Annotated in this window: 15 protein-coding genes, 7 tRNA genes and 1 pseudogene; 13 read left to right on the top strand and 10 right to left on the bottom strand. The window is 71.7% G+C overall.

Annotation, left to right across the window (positions count from 1 at the left end; genetic code table 11):
• Window positions 1–265: 265 nt before the first annotated feature.
• A complete protein-coding gene (locus ACWC91_RS06595) occupies window positions 266–1,633 on the bottom strand; it encodes a serine/threonine-protein kinase (RefSeq protein WP_225076204.1) in 1,368 nt (455 codons plus the stop codon).
• Window positions 1,634–2,203: 570 nt separating this feature from the next.
• Between ACWC91_RS06595 and ACWC91_RS06600 the strand changes: the two are divergent.
• Window positions 2,204–2,397 (top strand): annotated as a pseudogene (locus tag ACWC91_RS06600) (hypothetical protein).
• A 205-nt stretch (window positions 2,398–2,602) separates the two neighbouring features.
• Here ACWC91_RS06600 and ACWC91_RS06605 read toward each other — a convergent pair.
• The 5 genes from ACWC91_RS06605 to ACWC91_RS06625 all read right to left on the bottom strand — a co-directional run bounded on the left by ACWC91_RS06605 (window position 2,603) and on the right by ACWC91_RS06625 (window position 3,066).
• Window positions 2,603–2,674 (bottom strand) — tRNA-Val (locus ACWC91_RS06605).
• Between the two features lie 37 nt (window positions 2,675–2,711).
• Window positions 2,712–2,783: transfer RNA gene (locus ACWC91_RS06610), tRNA-Val, on the bottom strand.
• 25 nt (window positions 2,784–2,808) lie between these two features.
• Window positions 2,809–2,880 (bottom strand) — tRNA-Val (locus tag ACWC91_RS06615).
• 1 nt (window position 2,881) lies between these two features.
• Window positions 2,882–2,955 (bottom strand) — tRNA-Cys (locus tag ACWC91_RS06620).
• 38 nt (window positions 2,956–2,993) lie between these two features.
• Window positions 2,994–3,066: transfer RNA gene (locus ACWC91_RS06625), tRNA-Gly, on the bottom strand.
• Window positions 3,067–3,244: 178 nt separating this feature from the next.
• On the opposite strand from ACWC91_RS06625, the gene ACWC91_RS06630 reads away from it, so the two are divergent.
• The 3 genes from ACWC91_RS06630 to ACWC91_RS06640 all read left to right on the top strand — a co-directional run bounded on the left by ACWC91_RS06630 (window position 3,245) and on the right by ACWC91_RS06640 (window position 6,030).
• Entirely contained in the window at window positions 3,245–4,297 is a 1,053-nt protein-coding gene (locus tag ACWC91_RS06630) for a chorismate-binding protein (RefSeq protein WP_281157068.1), read from the top strand.
• Window positions 4,294–5,115, top strand: coding sequence for an aminotransferase class IV (locus ACWC91_RS06635; RefSeq protein WP_281157067.1), 822 nt, complete (start codon window positions 4,294–4,296; stop codon window positions 5,113–5,115). The genes ACWC91_RS06630 and ACWC91_RS06635 overlap by 4 nt, the downstream gene beginning before the upstream one ends.
• Before the next feature lie 90 nt (window positions 5,116–5,205).
• A complete protein-coding gene (locus ACWC91_RS06640) occupies window positions 5,206–6,030 on the top strand; it encodes a GNAT family N-acetyltransferase (protein ID WP_281157066.1) in 825 nt (274 codons plus the stop codon).
• Window positions 6,031–6,080: 50 nt separating this feature from the next.
• On the opposite strand, the gene ACWC91_RS06645 is transcribed toward ACWC91_RS06640, so the two are convergent.
• Window positions 6,081–6,611: a DsbA family protein gene (locus tag ACWC91_RS06645; RefSeq protein WP_225076208.1), complete on the bottom strand. Its 531-nt coding sequence runs from the start codon at window positions 6,609–6,611 to the stop codon at window positions 6,081–6,083.
• A 191-nt stretch (window positions 6,612–6,802) separates the two neighbouring features.
• Between ACWC91_RS06645 and ACWC91_RS06650 the strand changes: the two genes are divergently transcribed.
• Together ACWC91_RS06650 and ACWC91_RS06655 are read left to right on the top strand one after the other, a co-directional pair.
• Window positions 6,803–7,249 carry a hypothetical protein gene (locus tag ACWC91_RS06650; protein ID WP_225076209.1) on the top strand — a complete coding sequence of 149 codons (447 nt, stop codon included), beginning with the start codon at window positions 6,803–6,805 and terminating at the stop codon, window positions 7,247–7,249.
• 138 nt (window positions 7,250–7,387) lie between these two features.
• Complete coding sequence (locus tag ACWC91_RS06655) at window positions 7,388–7,540, top strand: hypothetical protein (protein ID WP_172633024.1); 153 nt, start codon at window positions 7,388–7,390, stop codon at window positions 7,538–7,540.
• A gap of 99 nt (window positions 7,541–7,639) precedes the next feature.
• On the opposite strand, the gene ACWC91_RS06660 is transcribed toward ACWC91_RS06655, so the two are convergent.
• Together ACWC91_RS06660 and ACWC91_RS06665 are read right to left on the bottom strand one after the other, a co-directional pair.
• On the bottom strand, window positions 7,640–8,200 hold the full coding sequence (locus ACWC91_RS06660) for a CGNR zinc finger domain-containing protein (RefSeq protein WP_225076210.1): 561 nt from the start codon (window positions 8,198–8,200) through the stop codon (window positions 7,640–7,642).
• Between the two features lie 235 nt (window positions 8,201–8,435).
• Complete coding sequence (locus ACWC91_RS06665) at window positions 8,436–8,849, bottom strand: SsgA family sporulation/cell division regulator (protein ID WP_004002642.1); 414 nt, start codon at window positions 8,847–8,849, stop codon at window positions 8,436–8,438.
• A 192-nt stretch (window positions 8,850–9,041) separates the two neighbouring features.
• Between ACWC91_RS06665 and ACWC91_RS06670 the strand changes: the two genes are divergently transcribed.
• From ACWC91_RS06670 to ACWC91_RS06685, 4 genes are all read left to right on the top strand, one after another.
• Window positions 9,042–9,506: a TIGR02611 family protein gene (locus ACWC91_RS06670; RefSeq protein ID WP_281157064.1), complete on the top strand. Its 465-nt coding sequence runs from the start codon at window positions 9,042–9,044 to the stop codon at window positions 9,504–9,506.
• Window positions 9,507–9,586: 80 nt separating this feature from the next.
• A tRNA-Val gene (locus ACWC91_RS06675) sits at window positions 9,587–9,658 on the top strand.
• A 327-nt stretch (window positions 9,659–9,985) separates the two neighbouring features.
• Window positions 9,986–10,432, top strand: a complete 447-nt coding sequence (locus tag ACWC91_RS06680; protein ID WP_225076212.1) for an SRPBCC family protein — start codon at window positions 9,986–9,988, stop codon at window positions 10,430–10,432.
• Between the two features lie 39 nt (window positions 10,433–10,471).
• Window positions 10,472–10,543: transfer RNA gene (locus ACWC91_RS06685), tRNA-Val, on the top strand.
• 44 nt (window positions 10,544–10,587) lie between these two features.
• Here ACWC91_RS06685 and ACWC91_RS06690 read toward each other — a convergent pair.
• Window positions 10,588–11,316, bottom strand: a complete 729-nt coding sequence (locus ACWC91_RS06690) for a 3'-5' exonuclease (protein ID WP_225076213.1) — start codon at window positions 11,314–11,316, stop codon at window positions 10,588–10,590.
• Window positions 11,317–11,497: 181 nt separating this feature from the next.
• On the opposite strand from ACWC91_RS06690, the gene ACWC91_RS06695 reads away from it, so the two are divergent.
• The 3 genes from ACWC91_RS06695 to thrS all read left to right on the top strand — a co-directional run bounded on the left by ACWC91_RS06695 (window position 11,498) and on the right by thrS (window position 15,404).
• Entirely contained in the window at window positions 11,498–12,064 is a 567-nt protein-coding gene (locus ACWC91_RS06695; protein ID WP_225076214.1) for a DUF4365 domain-containing protein, read from the top strand.
• Entirely contained in the window at window positions 12,061–13,296 is a 1,236-nt protein-coding gene (locus ACWC91_RS06700) for a hypothetical protein (protein ID WP_450641384.1), read from the top strand. The genes ACWC91_RS06695 and ACWC91_RS06700 overlap by 4 nt, the downstream gene beginning before the upstream one ends.
• Window positions 13,297–13,427: 131 nt before the next feature.
• Window positions 13,428–15,404: a threonine--tRNA ligase gene (gene thrS, locus ACWC91_RS06705; protein WP_281155404.1), complete on the top strand. Its 1,977-nt coding sequence runs from the start codon at window positions 13,428–13,430 to the stop codon at window positions 15,402–15,404.
• The last annotated feature ends 27 nt before the right edge of the window (window positions 15,405–15,431 follow it).

Consider the following 15,431-nt stretch of genomic DNA (forward strand, 5'->3'; position numbering starts at 1 on the left):
CGTAGGCCTTGCCGGGCGGGTCGGGGTCCGGCTCGATGAGCCGAGGGATCGCCGGGCGCCCGGCCCAACGCCCGTGGCGGTTCCCGCCGGCCCTTACGGCCGCCGCGGTCGCGGTCGATTTTCAGGCGGCGACGAGTCGTCCTCAGCCGTGGGCCCCGCCCGACGAGCCATAGCACCCGCCGCCCAACGAGCCCGACGAGCGTTGCACCCGCCCGACCCCCGACACCCGACCCCCGAGATCCACCCCGGCGACTCCCGCCGGCCCCTACGGCTGCCGTGGCGACGGTGCCTCCGTCGTCTGCCCGTGCCGCTGCTCCCGGACGCCGTGGCCGTCGCCGCCCAGCCCCCGCGCGGGCCCCTGGCAGCCCTGCGCCGCCGCGATGCCGAGCGCGACCAGCAGCGTCACCACCACGAACACGATCAGACGCTGCCGCAGCAGCCTCGGATTGGCGGGCCGCAGGCCGCTCGACGTGCCGCGCGGCCCCGTCCGCCCGGTGCCGTCACGCCGCACCGGACGGCTGCCGCTGCCCGAGCGCGAACCGCCCCGGGACGCCGGTGCCGGGCGCGAACCGCCCGTACGGGAGGGACCGCCGCCCCGGGACGAGCCGCCCGTGCGGGACGACGTGCCGCCCCGCGACGGAGGCACCGAGCCCTGTGGGGCGGGGGTGCCCGGCGGACGCCGCCGGCCCCGCGCCTGCTCGGGCTGACCGGTTCGCCGGCGTCCCGGATAGCTGTCGACCAGGGGTCCGGTCGACCGCTCGGCCTCCGCTCCACGCGGCGCGGGGGGTCGTGCCTCGTCCAGGTCCTGAGCCTCGCGCGCGGCGATCTCCTTCAGGCGCAGCGACAACTGCAGCGTGGTGGGGCGCTCCTCGGGGTCCTTCGCCAGACACGCCCGGACCAGCGGAGCGAGCGCGTCCGGCACGCCGTGCAGCTGCGGCTCCTCGTGCACCACGCGGTACAGCATCACCTCGGAACTGCCGTGCCCGAACGGCGAGTCGCCCGTCGACGCGTAGGCCAGGGTCGCCCCCAGTGAGAACACGTCGGTGGCCGGGGTGACAGCGGCGCCGCGCACCTGCTCCGGGGCGAGGAAGCCCGGAGAGCCGACCGCCGTGCCGACGTGCGTGAGCGTGGAGGCGCCGGTCGCCCACGCGATGCCGAAGTCGATGATCCGCGGCCCCTTGGGGGACAGCAGGATGTTGGAGGGCTTGAGATCCCGGTGCACCACCCCGGCCTCGTGCACGGCGACCAGCCCCTCGGACAGCGCGGCCCCGATCGCCGCCGTCTCCGCCGCGCGCAGGGCACCCTCTTCGGCCACCTTGTCGTGCAGGGAGGGCCCGGGCACGTACTGCGTGGCGAACCACGGCCGGTCCGCCTCCAGGTCCGCGGCCACCAGCCGCGCCGTGCACCCGCCCCGGATCCGCCGCGCCGCCGAGACCTCGCGCGCGAACCGCGAGCGGAACTCCTGGTCCTCCGCCAGATCCGGCCGGATGACCTTCAGCGCCACGCGTTGGCCCTTCCGGTCGGAGCCCAGGTAGACCACGCCCATCCCGCCCGCGCCGAGCCGTCGGTGAAGCCTGAACGAGCCGACGACGCGCGGGTCCTCGCGCCTCAGGCGCATCATCGCCATGTTCATCCCCGCTGCCCGGTCCCTGTGACGAGCCACAGCTTACGTATCCGGGACCGCCTGCGCGCAGAGGCCGCGCCCTCTCGACCCGATCGATTGTCCGCGCGAGACAGCGGATTTGACAGGCGGTCAACATGCTTGGGGCGAGCCCGTCTTGTGTTGCTGCAAGATCCCAACCACCCGCCGGGGGAAGGAGGTTGGACCTGTGCCGGGCAACCGTGGAGGCCGGGGGCGGACGGGCCCCGCCGCCGGGGTGGGCAGGCCCCGCGCCGGGGTGCGGCCGAGGTGAGCGAAGTCACGCACAGCGGGGGCGGCTCATCCGGCGGACCGGTGAGGGCGGCGGTGCCGCGGGCGACCCCTCCGGGAAGACCCCGAGGCCCGGAGCCATGTCTCCACCCAGGGGAGTAGTCCCCGGCGCACGGCTCATCCTCCGGGAGGCCCTCCAATCGGTACGAGGGCATGACGCCCCGGATGCGCCGCACGCCTAGATTTGAGGTCAAGCGGCGGGTGCGGCACTCGTCCCCCGAGGTCAAGCACCCGCCGCTGCGAACGACAACCGAGACGGTCAGGAGAGGGACCATGGCCCTGACGGCACCGCGGACGCTGCTCCGCGCACAGGAGCGCCTCACGCGCCCCACCGTACGGGCCGCCGCCACCCCCTGGTGGCGACGCTGATGGCCCTTCCCCTGGCGGCCCTGCTCCTGCTCGTTTTCGACGGCTGGAACACGGTGGCCACACAGGCGTCGTCCGTGGGTGTGATGCTGGGGCGCTGAGCGGCGACCCCAGGCCCGGAAGAGCGGTCCGGGCGGGGACATCCACCCATGAAACCCCGTGGGGACGGGGGTGCGGCGGACGGCAGAATGCCGGCGCAGCTGGGGAGCTGCGCCGGCATTGTCTTGTGCCCCGGCGTCCCGGCCCCGGTCGCATGGAACGACGAAGCCCCCGGCCGTGCGCGACGGCCGGGGGCTTCCTGGTGTGTGGACGATACTGGGATTGAACCAGTGACCTCTTCCGTGTCAGGGAAGCGCTCTCCCGCTGAGCTAATCGTCCTCAAGATCATGATCACGGGTAGGGATCACGATCCGCGTGCGCGATACTGGGATTGAACCAGTGACCTCTTCCGTGTCAGGGAAGCGCTCTCCCGCTGAGCTAATCGCGCGGGTAAGGATCTTCGGCAGATCCAGTGGACGATACTGGGATTGAACCAGTGACCTCTTCCGTGTCAGGGAAGCGCTCTCCCGCTGAGCTAATCGTCCTTGGAGGTGGAGACGGGATTTGAACCCGTGTAGACGGCTTTGCAGGCCGTTGCCTCGCCTCTCGGCCACTCCACCAGGAGTACAGGAGATCCGGGAGATCCCCTCTTCCTGCGAGCGGACGACGAGGCTCGAACTCGCGACCTCAACCTTGGCAAGGTTGCGCTCTACCAACTGAGCTACGTCCGCCTGTCGTTTCGGTCCGCTTGCGCGGCCCGGCGACGTGTTGAACTCTAGCGGATTCCCGGGCCAGTACAAAAACGCGTTTGCGCAGCGTGCTGCGCTGCGCCCGCTCGGCGACCCGGCCGGGGGCCCGGAACGACACGCCCGGACCGCCCGGGACGGCGCCCGCCATAGACTCGACGGCGTGCTCGACCTGCCTCCTCTTGCCCGTTTCGGCGACCGTGTCGCCACCGGCCTGACCGATGTCACCAGCGATCCCGCGGCCCTGGACTCCAGCGGTTTCTGGGCCGTCGCCGCGGACTACGAGGGCCGGCTGACCTGCGCCCGCTTCCGTGACGTGCGGGAGGAGCCCGTGCCCGCTCCCGTCCCGGGCCGGTGGCGCGGCCCGGCGGCCGGTGACTGGACCTCTTCCCTCGGCCACGCCGCGTACACGGCCGGCGTGCGCCGCATCCGCGAGCACATCGCGACCGGCGAGGTCTACCAGGTGAACCTCTGCCGCGTGCTCGGCGCGCCGGTCGCCCCCGACGCCGACGTGGACGCCCTGACCGCCGTACTGGCCCGCGGCAACCCGGCACCGTATGCGGGAACGATTCGCCTGCCCGGGCACGGGGTGGAGATCGCCACCGCGTCGCCCGAGCTCTTCCTGCGCCGCGACGGCCGGACCGTCGAGTCCGGCCCGATCAAGGGCACCGCCCGCACCGAGGCGGAACTCCTGGCCAAGGACTACGCCGAGAACGTGATGATCGTGGACCTGGTCCGCAACGACATCGGGCGCGTCTGCGCCACCGGCAGCGTCACCGTCCCCGACCTGTGCGTCGTCGAGAAGCACCCCGGACTGGTCCACCTCGTCTCCACGGTCCGCGGCGAGCTGCGCGAGGGCGCGGGCTGGCCCGAGCTGCTCGACGCCGCCTTCCCGGCCGGCTCGATCACCGGAGCCCCCAAGTCGAGCGCCGTCAGGATCATCGACGCGCTGGAGACCGTGCCCCGCGGCCCCTACTGCGGCGGTATCGGCTGGGTCGACGCCGACCGCGGTACGGGCGAGCTGGCCGTCGGCATACGCACCTTCTGGATCGACCGCGCCGCCGACACGCCCGTCCTGCGTTTCGGCGCCGGAGCCGGGATCACCTGGGACTCGGACCCCGAGGGCGAGTGGCGGGAGACCGAGCTGAAGGCGGCCCGGCTGCTCGCGATAGCGTCAGGCACGTACGAGGAAAGTGGAGAGGGACTGCAACGGTGAAGATCTGGCTCGACGGCGCGCTGCGGGACATCGAGTCCGCCCGTGTCTCCGCGTTCGACCACGGGCTGACCGTGGGCGACGGCATCTTCGAGACGGTGAAGGCGCTCGACGGCAAGCCGTTCGCGCTCACCCGCCACCTGGACCGGCTCACCCGGTCCGCCCGCGGCCTCGGCCTGCCCGACCCCGACCACGACGAGGTGCGCCGCGCCTGCGCCGCCGTGCTCGAGGCCAACCCGATGCCACTGGGCCGGCTGCGCATCACCTACACCGGCGGTCAGGGTCCCCTCGGCTCCGACCGCGGGGACCATGGCCCGACGCTGCTGGTCGCCCTCGGCGAGACCACCCGCCGCCCCGACTCCACCGCCGCCGTCACGGTGCCCTGGACCCGCAACGAGCGCGGCGCGCTCACCGGCCTGAAGACCACCTCGTACGCCGAGAACGTCGTCGCGCTCGCCCGCGCCCACCAACACGGCGCCACCGAGGCCCTGTTCGGCAACACCGTCGGACGGCTCTGCGAGGGCACCGGCTCCAATGTCTTCGTCGTCCTCGACGGGGAGATCCACACCCCGCCGCTCGCCTCCGGCTGCCTCGCCGGGATCACCCGCGCCCTCGCGATCGAGTGGACGGGCGCGAAGGAGACCGACCTGCCGCTGGACGTCCTGAGCCGGGCCGAGGAGGTCTTCCTCACCTCCACCCTGCGCGACATCCAGGCCGTGCACCGTGTCGACGACCGCGAACTGCCGGACGCCCCGGGTCCGGTGACCGCCAAGGCCATGCGCGTCTTCGACGAACGCTCGGCACACCGACTGGACCCCTAGGGCCTCTCGTTCTGACACGGCGGTCCGGATCCGCACACGCGGGCCATAATCCGGCTGCCGCATCGTGCCGCAGCGGGTAGAACATCCCTGATGACCACGACCCTGCGGCCGACCGAGCCGCTGCAGCAGAACGCCGACGGAACCCGTTCACGCCGCTACCAGGTGTGCGTGAACAGCCGTCCGGTCGGCGGGATACACCTCGCCACGCACCCCGTCTTCGGGCCCTCCGTCGCCAGGGTCCTCGACCTGCACATCGACGAACCGGACCGCCGCCGGGGCCGCGGCACGGTGGCCGCGCTCGCCGCCGAGGAGGTGGTGCGCGGCTGGGGCTGCAAGCGGATCGAGGCCTCCGTGCCCGCCGACGCCGAGGCCGCGGTCCGGCTGGTCACGGCGCTCGGCTACGTCGAACGCAACCGCGCCATGGAGAAGCGGCTGGACGCCACCGCGCCCGAACTGCCCGCCGGCAGTCGGGGCAGGCCCATGACCCCGGCCGAGTACGGCCCGTGGCTCGAGGACAGCAGGCGCGGCTACGCGCAGAGCTGGATCGACCGCGGTGTGCCCGCCGACGAGGCATGGGCCAAGTCGGAGGAGGACCACGCCCGGCTGCTGCCCCAGGGCCCCGACACCCCGGGCATGGTGCTCAGCGTCCTGGAGCACGAGGGCACCCCGGTCGGCACGCTGTGGCTGGCGATCACCGAGGAGCGGGCCTTCGTCTACGACGTCGAGGCCGACGAGCGCTTCCGCGGCCGGGGCCACGGCCGCTCCCTGATGCTGCTGGCCGAGGCCCAGGCGCTGGCCGCGGGCAGACGTGTCCTGGGCCTCAACGTCTTCGCGGGCAACACCCCGGCCGAGCGGCTGTACGAGTCCCTCGGCTACCAGCCCGTGCAGCGGGCCGTCTACAAGGAACTGCTCTGAGGAACCGCTTCGGCACTCCGTGCGAACGGGGGGGGCGACGGACGGGCCGGTCAGTTCCCCTGCCCGGCCTCGGCCAGCAGCCGGTCCACGATCTCCTCGACGCGCTCGCGCAGCCCCTCCTGGCTCTTGCCGCCGTCCAGGCGCTCGCCCCCGACCACGTACGTCGGCGTGCCGGTCACGCCGATCGCCTTGCCCTCGGCCTGGTCGGCGTCGACGATCAGGATGTGCCGGCCGTCGATCAGCGCGGTGTCGAACTCCTCGGCGTCCAGGCCCAGTTCACGGGCCACCTCGATCAGGACGGGCTCGCCCTCGCGGGCCAGCCGCTCGACCCGGCCCAGCACCGCCTCCACGTACGGCCACCCCTGCCCCTGCTCGGCGGCCTCCTCCGCGGCCTGCGCGGCGGCGAAGGAGTGCTGGTGCTTCTCCAGCGGGAAGTGCCGCAGCCGCAGCTCCAGCCGGTCGCCGTACCGGGCGCGCAGGGCACGCAGGTCGTCGAGCGCGGTACGGCAGTCGGGGCACTGGAGCTCGCACCAGACGTCGAGGACCGGGACGGGGACGTGGGCGGGGGAGGAGTCGCTCATGGGGACAGTCTCCCAGGCCCCCCGCGGGCGCCCCAACCGGGATCACACGTCGTACGCCCCACCGGGACCTGCGGAGGAGACGACCCGGAGATCCCCCTGAAGTCCGCCCGGAACATGGCCTCCCCGGCGGTGGGCGGTGCAGGATGGAAGGGACGAACCACCCCGACCGGTGAGCCTGCCTGGAGGACCGGATGATCGCCGAGACCGTATGTTCCGCCGTTTCCGCGGCCGGCCTGGGCATCGCCGCCGTCACGGCGTACCGGCGGCGCTTCCTCGCCGCGGCCCGTATCGCCGCCTACTCCCTGATCCCGGTCGGCCTGGCGATGACCGGAATCGTCGGCTGGCTGGCCGACACCGCCCTCAGCCCGACCGCCTGGGCGGGATTCGGCCTGCTCGGCGCCGCCTGGCTGCTCTTCGCGACGACCCGGGCGGTGGAGCGCCGCCGTGGCGGCACGCGCAAGGAGCGCAAGGAGACGACCCGGACGGCGGAGCGGGGAGCGGTGGCTCCGGCGGCGTCGGCGCCGTCCCTGGGACCGGCCGCCCGCACCTCCGGCCGGCCCGCCGCGAAGCCGGCGGCGTCCGGGAGCGAGGACGACTTCAGCGACATCGAGGCGATCCTGAAGAAGCACGGCATATGACGGTGATCATGGGTGCGCCCGTAAGTGATCACGGTCCGCGCCGAAGCGGACCGAAGATCACGGAATCCGGCTGACTCCCGCACAATCCTGGTGTGTTGATCGCGTCAGCCGCGGCGGCTGCGTCATCATCGCCCCGAGATGGTGGACACGACACAGAGCGAGTCCGCGCCGAAGCAGGACGAGCCGCGCGGATGTCTCTTCGCCCTATCCCAGCCGCCGCTGATGATCTTCCTTGCGGTGATCGGGTGTCTGCTGCTCATGGCTTCGTTGCACGACCTGCTGTTGCTGTGAGCCGTATCCGTGGGTCCTCGGCGTCACCCGCCGGGGACCACGACAACCATCGACGCGGCACCGGGACGGCCCGGACAGGTCCGTCACCCGCCCCCCGGCTCAGCCGGCCGCCTCCTTGCGGCGCGCCCGGTAGGCGGCCACATGCAGACGGTTGCCGCACGTACGGCTGTCGCAGTACCGCCGCGAGCGGTTGCGGGACAGATCGACGAAGGCACGCCGGCAGTCGGGAGCCTCGCAGCGCCGCAGCCGCTCCCGCTCCCCGGCCACCACGAAGAACGCGAGTGCCATCCCGCAGTCGGCGGCCAGGTGATCGGCCACGGAGGCACCGGGCGCGAAGTAGTGCACGTGCCAGTCGTACCCGTCGTGGTCCGTCAGCCGGGGCGTGGTGCCCGCGGCGGCCACCAGCTCGTTGATCATGCCCGCGGCCGTCCGGCAGTCCGGGGCCGCGAAGATCCCCGCGAACCGGCCGCGGATCCTGCGCACCGCGGAGAGATCGAACTCCGACAGCACACCCACATCGCTCATCTTGTGGTTCGCCACGAAATCCGCGAGCGCCGCGACGTCCGCCAGCCCGTCCGGTGCTCCGTCATCCTCCGGTGCGGTGTTCACCAGATCCACCACGGTGTCCAGCGCGCACCGGGTGTCGTGGGTGATCAGCACGTTTCGCTCCCTGGCCTGGGGATCGGGCACACGCCCGCCGATGCAGGCCGATGGTAGTGGCTCCACGCGCCCCCGAGCAGCTCACGGCGCCGCCGCTGCGGCCATGCGAGCACACCGGCACCAGCCCCCGCGGGAGACCGGTGCCGGTGTGCTCGCGTATGCGGTTGTCCTGACCCGAGCCGTCTCCCCGAGTGGACGGCGACGGGCAGCTTGAAGGGTTTCGACGGGCCTGCTCCTAACTCTCCGCGAGGATGTGCGACAGCTCCTGATCCAGATCGAAGTGCCGGTGTTCCGTGCCGGGGGGCACGGCCGCGTCCGTTCGCTTCAGGAAGGACTCCAGGGCCCGCGCAGGGGCCTCGAGCAGGGCTTCGCCCTCCGGAGAGCTCAGGGCGATGCACACGACGCCCTGGCCATGGCTGCGCGAAGGCCAGACACGGACGTCTCCGGTACCCGTGGGTCGGTGAAGCCCCTCGGCGAGGAGGTCGCGGGCGAACACCCACTCGACGGTCTCCTCGGCTCCGGTATGGAAGGTGGCGTGCACGGCGTAGGGGTCGGCCGTGTCGTACCGCAGGCCTGCGGGGACAGGCAGAGAGGACTCGCTCGATACAACGAGGCGCAGGTGCAGCTCGCAGCTGACCGTGGTGTTCATAAGCGCCATGGCCTTTCGCTCAGTGTGCGCTCGGGGATTCGCACGTCGGCGAAATCGACATGCCACCTACGGTGCCGTTGTAAACCCCTCTGAGTGTTTTGCTTGGCTTTACGTAACTCTTCCGGCCGAGGGCGTGTTCGTACGGTACGCCCATTCCGGTGACCGGATTCTCGTCCGGTACGGTTGAAACGTATGAATACGGGGAGTGACGAACCGGAGAAGCCGGCCGAGGCGCCGGGACGAGCGAAGGCCGAGGCGGAGGCCGGCGAGGTGCCGGACCGGCGGGGGCTGGGGTCGCGGGCTCCCGTGTTCGTCCGGTCACGCCGCGTGCTGCACCTGGGCTGGCAGGCGGGGATCTTCCTCGTCGGACTCCTGGTCGTGATCGCCGGCGCCGTCATGCTCGTGCTGCCCGGACCGGGCTGGCTGGTGATCTTCGGCGGCATGGCGATCTGGGCCACCGAGTTCGTCTGGGCCCAGCTCGTGCTGCGCTGGACCAAGCGCAAGGTCACCGAGGCGGCCCAGCAGGCCCTCGACCCCGAGGTGCGCCGCCGCAACATCGCGCTTACCCTGATCGGCCTGGTGATCGTCGCCGCGCTGGTCGGGGTGTACGTCTGGAGGTTCGGCCTGGTGCCGCCCTGGGACGTCGGCGGCCGCTGAGCGCGGCGGGCGGCATCCGGTGCTCGCCGGGCCGTGGTCCCGGGCATCCCCTGACATGCGGTAATGTTCTCTCTGTGCCCGGGCGATTAGCTCAGTGGGAGAGCGCTTCGTTCACACCGAAGAGGTCACTGGTTCGAACCCAGTATCGCCCACCCGGAACCGGCGGCCCGTCTGCGATCACGCGGACGGGCCGCCGGCGTATGCCTGGGGCGCCAGAGAGCGCGGTGACGATCCGTTACTTCTGAGTGGAGCGCCGGCGAACGCGCCGAGAAGTCGACCATCTCCGTCCCGTTCCTCCCGAAGAAGTATTTGAGGATCAAGGAGAAGGCCGACTTCCGGGACTATGTCCCATTCCGGGAGAAGTGCCGGACGCCACCGCCGGAGAAAATCCCCGGACCCTTTTCCAAAACACCGTCACCTTTCTTCATGGATACGGAAGGAGAGATCCCGGACCGGCGGGCGTGGGCCAGACTCGTCCCATGGACTGGACCCACTACCGTTTCCGCACCTGGTGGACCCTGCCCGCACCGCCCGACGCCGTCCACCGGGCGCTGGAGCGGGTCGAGGACTACCCGCGCTGGTGGCGGCAGGTGCGCGAGGTGACCCGGACCGACCCGGCCACCGCCGTCATCCGGATCCGCTCCCTCCTGCCCCACGATCTGGCCTTCACCGCGCGCGAGGTGCGCCGCGACCCGGCCGCCGGAGTCCTGGAGGCCGCGCTCACCGGGGACGTCGACGGCTGGGCGCGCTGGACGCTCACCGCGCACGGCACCGGCACCCTGGCCCGCTACGACCAGGTCGTCGACGTGAACAAACCGCTGCTCAGGCGGCTCGCCGTGCCCGGCCGGCCCTTCTTCCGCGCCAACCACCGGCTGATGATGCGAGCCGGACGACGCGGACTGGCCGCCCACCTGGAAGCGGTTTGAACGAACGCCTCGCAGGCCTGTATGGTTCAGTGCGTTCCCGGGCGATTAGCTCAGTGGGAGAGCGCTTCGTTCACACCGAAGAGGTCACTGGTTCGAACCCAGTATCGCCCACCGGGTAAGGCCGGTCCGCACATGCGGACCGGCCTTGCACATGTCTACGCGGCCGCCGCCGGCAGGTCCGGACGCAGCGGCCACGACGGGTCCACCGTCTCCTCCGTCCCGCTGCGCGCGAACCACGCCTGAAGACCGCGGGCCTGCGCCGCGTGCCATCCCGTCTGCAGCGTGTGCAGTTCCGCCGGGGTCAGCCGCTCCAGGCGGGCCGCGAAGTGGCGGCCGAGCGCGCGGACCACCTCCAGCGCGGCCAGGGCGTCCGCCGCCGCGTCGTGCGCGTCCTGCAAGGCCACGCCGTAGTGCGCGCACAGGTCGGTGAGGGTGCGCCTGCCCTTGCGGTAGCGGTCGAGATGCTTGTCCAGCACTCGCGGATCCAGCACCCGCAGCGGCGACGCCTCGAACCAGCGCTCCAGCGACGAGGCCCGATGGCGGCGCAACTCCCGGTCCAGCAGGGTCAGATCGAACGGCGCGTTCATCACCACCAGCGGCCGCCCCAGAGCGGCCTGCTCCGCCAGCTCCTCGGCCAACTCGTACACCACCGGCGCCGGCCAGCGCCCGTTGCGCTGGAGATGCTCGTCGGTCAGCCCGTGCACCGCCGTCGCCGCCTCCGGAACCGGCACGCCCGGGTTCACCAGCCAGCGGTGAACCCGCGGCCGGAAGCCGGGGCCGTCCTGGACGACGACGGCGGCCGACACGATGCGGTCGGTCTCGACGTCGACGCCCGTCGTCTCCGTGTCGAAGGCGGCCAGAGGCCCCTCGTACCAGCACGTCATACGCCCACAACTCCTCGGTCCACCAGGGCAGCTGACGCGGCGTCTCCTGCGTTCGCCTTCTGCCCGTTTGGTGATACCCGGGCTGTTTGCGCCGTACGCCGGAAGGACACAACAGGAGTGCGGGTCTTTGCAGTTCACGCGCCCGCAGCGGGGATTCACCAATCGTGGAAGGCTGTTGGTCATGGTGATGGCGCAGCCCGAGCGGGGCGGGCTGCTGCCCGAGCGCGCGAGCGCCCCACGGGGCACACTCGCCACCACCGCCTGCATGGAGACACTTCAGGTGGGCTATCTGCACGCGGTCGCCGCGGCGGCCGGCTGCTCGCTGTCGCAGCCCTTCCCCGACAACGGCATCGACTGGCACGTCAGCCACAGCGCCCCCGGACACACCGTCGACGACGAGGTGACCATCAAGGTGCAGCTGAAGTGCACCTACCAGGTACCGCCCAACCCCCCGGGCCGGTTCTTCTCCTTCACGCTCGACAACGCCCACCTGACGAAACTCGCCCGCACCCCGGTCTCGGTGCACAAGATCCTCGTCGTGATGATCGTGCCCCGGTCGCAGGACCAGTGGCTGCGCGCCGGCCACGACCGGCTCGACCTCAGACACTGCTGCTACTGGGTCAACCTCGCCGGCCACCCCGTCACCGGCCGGCACCGCACCACCGTGCGGATCCCGACCTCGCGCATCTTCGACGACCGGGCCCTGTGCGAGATCATGACGCGGGTCGGGACGGGAGGCAGACCATGACGCACCGCCCCCTCGACGAGCCGCTGCGACCGGTGCGGCCGCACCCCGTCGACGCCCACCGCAGCCGCCTCCCCGCGCCCTCCGACGTCGACCCCGCAGTCCTCGGGGCCCTGCTGCGCCGGCACGGCTGGGCGCGGCGCGGCGGCGCCGCCGGCCGCTACGGCCGCTGGACCCCGCCCGGCCCCGGCGGCGCCGGCACCAGCCTGCTCGTGCCCGAGAGCCGCGCCTTCCCCGACAGCGACGACCTGCTCGGCGAGGCACTGGACGCCCTCGCCCGCAGCGGCACGCCCTCCGCGCGCGAGGTACTGGTCGCGCTCAGCCTGCCCAGCGACGAGATCCGCTGGTGGCGGGACGTGCCGGAGGGGCCTGCCGACGCCGCCGGCTGGACCGTCGAGGAACGGCTGCGCGGCGCCGCCCGGCAGATGCTGCTCGCCGCCGCGCTCGCCACACGCGCGCGTGCCGGCTACCACGGCGCCCGCCACCGGCGTACGGCCGCCGCGTGCCTGGACCACGTCCTCGTCGGCTCCGCCGCCGACGGCCGCGGCCTGACCGCCTTCGTCCCCGTCGACCCCGTACGCCCCCTCGCCGTATGCCTCCACCAGGCCCTGTACGCCGTCCGCGAGGCCGTCGACTACCGCCGGGCCACCGGCGCCATGGACGCCTTCGACGGCGCCGTCCGCGCGGGCGCCAGCCGTGAGCTCACCGAGGCCGTCGCCGCCCTCGTCCGCGGCACCGAGGGCGCGCGCGTCGCCGTCGAGTGGGCGCCCGCCGCGGGCGTCCCCGAGGCCTGCGCGGCCGCCGCGGAGGCCGTCGAGTTCTCGCCGGGCGACCTGCCCGTGCTGCGCGAGGCGGGCGCCCGCTATCTGCACGCCGAACCGTCGGTGCCCGCGCGGATCACCGGCACCGTGGTGCGGCTCCGCAGAGCGCAGCCGCGCGGCGAGGGCACCGTACGGCTGCGGGTGCTCGCGGGCGCGGAAGTGCCGTACGTGCGCGCGACCCTGGACGAGGAGGACTACCGCATCGCCGGGCACGCCCATCTGGTCGGCCTGCCCGTGCGAGTGGTCGGACGGCTGGAGAGCCGCGGCGGCTTCCGCCGGCTCACGGGAGCCTCCGGCGTCGTACCCGTGCAGGTGGACGACGAGGAGCGGGACCGGCTGATGAAGTCGTTGCAGGAGAACGCCAAGGACACGGACTACTTCGAGGAGGCGTGCGGCGGGGACGACCGCGACTGACGCGGACGACCGCGACCGACCGTGGACCGTGCGTAATCGTTTCGCGGTCACGGGCCCGGGGTCGGTACGATCCCAGTCATGCGCGCGCTCCAGGTATGGCGCCGCACCCCACCTGCAGTCAGGAGAGACCGGTGTCAGACGTCCGTGTGATCATCCAACGCGATTCCGAGCGGGAAGAGCGCACGGTGACGACGGGCACCACGGCCGCCGACCTCTTCGCCGGCGAACGCTCGATCGTCGCCGCGCGCGTCGGTGGCGAACTCAAGGACCTCGCCCACGTGATCGAGGACGGCGAGACCGTCGAGGGCGTCGAGATCTCCTCCGAGGACGGCCTCAACATCCTGCGCCACTCCACCGCGCACGTCATGGCGCAGGCCGTGCAGGAGATCTTCCCCGAGGCCAAGCTGGGCATCGGCCCGCCGGTCAGGGACGGCTTCTACTACGACTTCGACGTCGAGAAGCCGTTCACGCCCGAGGATCTCAAGGCCATCGAGAAGAAGATGCAGGAGATCCAGAAGCGGGGCCAGCGCTTCTCCCGCCGCGTCGTCACCGACGAGGCCGCCCGCGAGGAGCTGGCCGACGAGCCGTACAAGCTGGAGCTGATCGGTCTCAAGGGCTCCGCTTCGCACGACGACGGGGCGGACGTCGAGGTCGGCGCCGGCGAGCTGACGATCTACGACAACCTGGACGCCAAGACCGGCGAGCTGTGCTGGAAGGACCTCTGCCGCGGTCCCCACCTGCCCTCCACCCGGCTGATCCCGGCGTTCAAGCTGATGCGCAACGCCTCGGCGTACTGGCGCGGCAACGAGAAGAACAAGCAGCTCCAGCGCATCTACGGCACCGCCTGGCCGTCCAAGGACGAGCTGAAGGCGTACCTGGACTTCCTCGCCGAGGCCGAGAAGCGCGACCACCGCAAGCTGGGCAACGAGCTGGACCTGTTCTCCATCCCCGAGCAGATCGGCTCCGGCCTGGCGGTCTTCCACCCCAAGGGCGGCATCATCCGCCGGGTGATGGAGGACTACTCGCGCCGCCGCCACGAGGAGGAGGGCTACGAGTTCGTCTACACCCCGCACGCGACCAAGGGGAAGCTCTTCGAGACCTCGGGCCACCTGGACTGGTACGCCGAGGGCATGTACCCGCCCATGCAGCTCGACGAGGGCGTGGACTACTACCTCAAGCCCATGAACTGCCCGATGCACAACCTGATCTTCGACGCGCGCGGGCGGTCGTACCGGGAACTGCCCCTGCGGCTCTTCGAGTTCGGCACGGTCTACCGCTACGAGAAGTCGGGCGTCGTGCACGGCCTGACCCGTGCCCGCGGCTTCACCCAGGACGACGCGCACATCTACTGCACCCGCGAGCAGATGGCCGACGAGCTCGACAAGACGCTCACCTTCGTGCTGAACCTGCTGCGCGACTACGGCCTGACCGACTTCTACCTGGAGCTCTCCACCAAGGACCCGGAGAAGTACGTCGGCTCCGACGAGGTCTGGGAGGAGGCCACCGAGACCCTGCGCCAGGTCGGCGAGAAGCAGGGCCTGCAGTTGGTCCCGGACCCGGGTGGCGCGGCGTTCTACGGCCCGAAGATCTCCGTCCAGGTCAAGGACGCGATCGGCCGCACCTGGCAGATGTCGACGGTCCAGCTCGACTTCAACCTGCCCGAGCGCTTCGACCTGGAGTACACGGCCGCGGACGGCACCAAGCAGCGCCCGGTCATGATCCACCGCGCGCTGTTCGGAAGCATCGAGCGGTTCTTCGCGGTGCTCCTGGAGCACTACGCGGGCGCGTTCCCGGCGTGGCTGGCGCCCGTCCAGGCGGTCGGCATTCCGGTGGGCGACGCCCACGTGGAGTACCTCCAGAAGTTCGCGGCGGACGCGAAGCGGAAGGGCCTGCGGGTCGAGGTGGACTCCTCCTCGGACCGCATGCAGAAGAAGATCAGGACGCATCAGAAGCTCAAGGTGCCGTTCATGATCATCGTCGGTGACGACGACATGAACGCGGGCACGGTGTCGTTCCGCTACCGCGACGGTTCGCAGGAGAACGGCATTCCGCGTGACGAGGCGCTGGCGAAGCTCCTCGACGTGGTGGAGCGCCGCGTACAGGTGTGATGCGGCGGCCACCGACATAGGCCTTCA

The sequence above is a fragment of the Streptomyces sp. NPDC001204 genome, assembly GCF_053598035.1.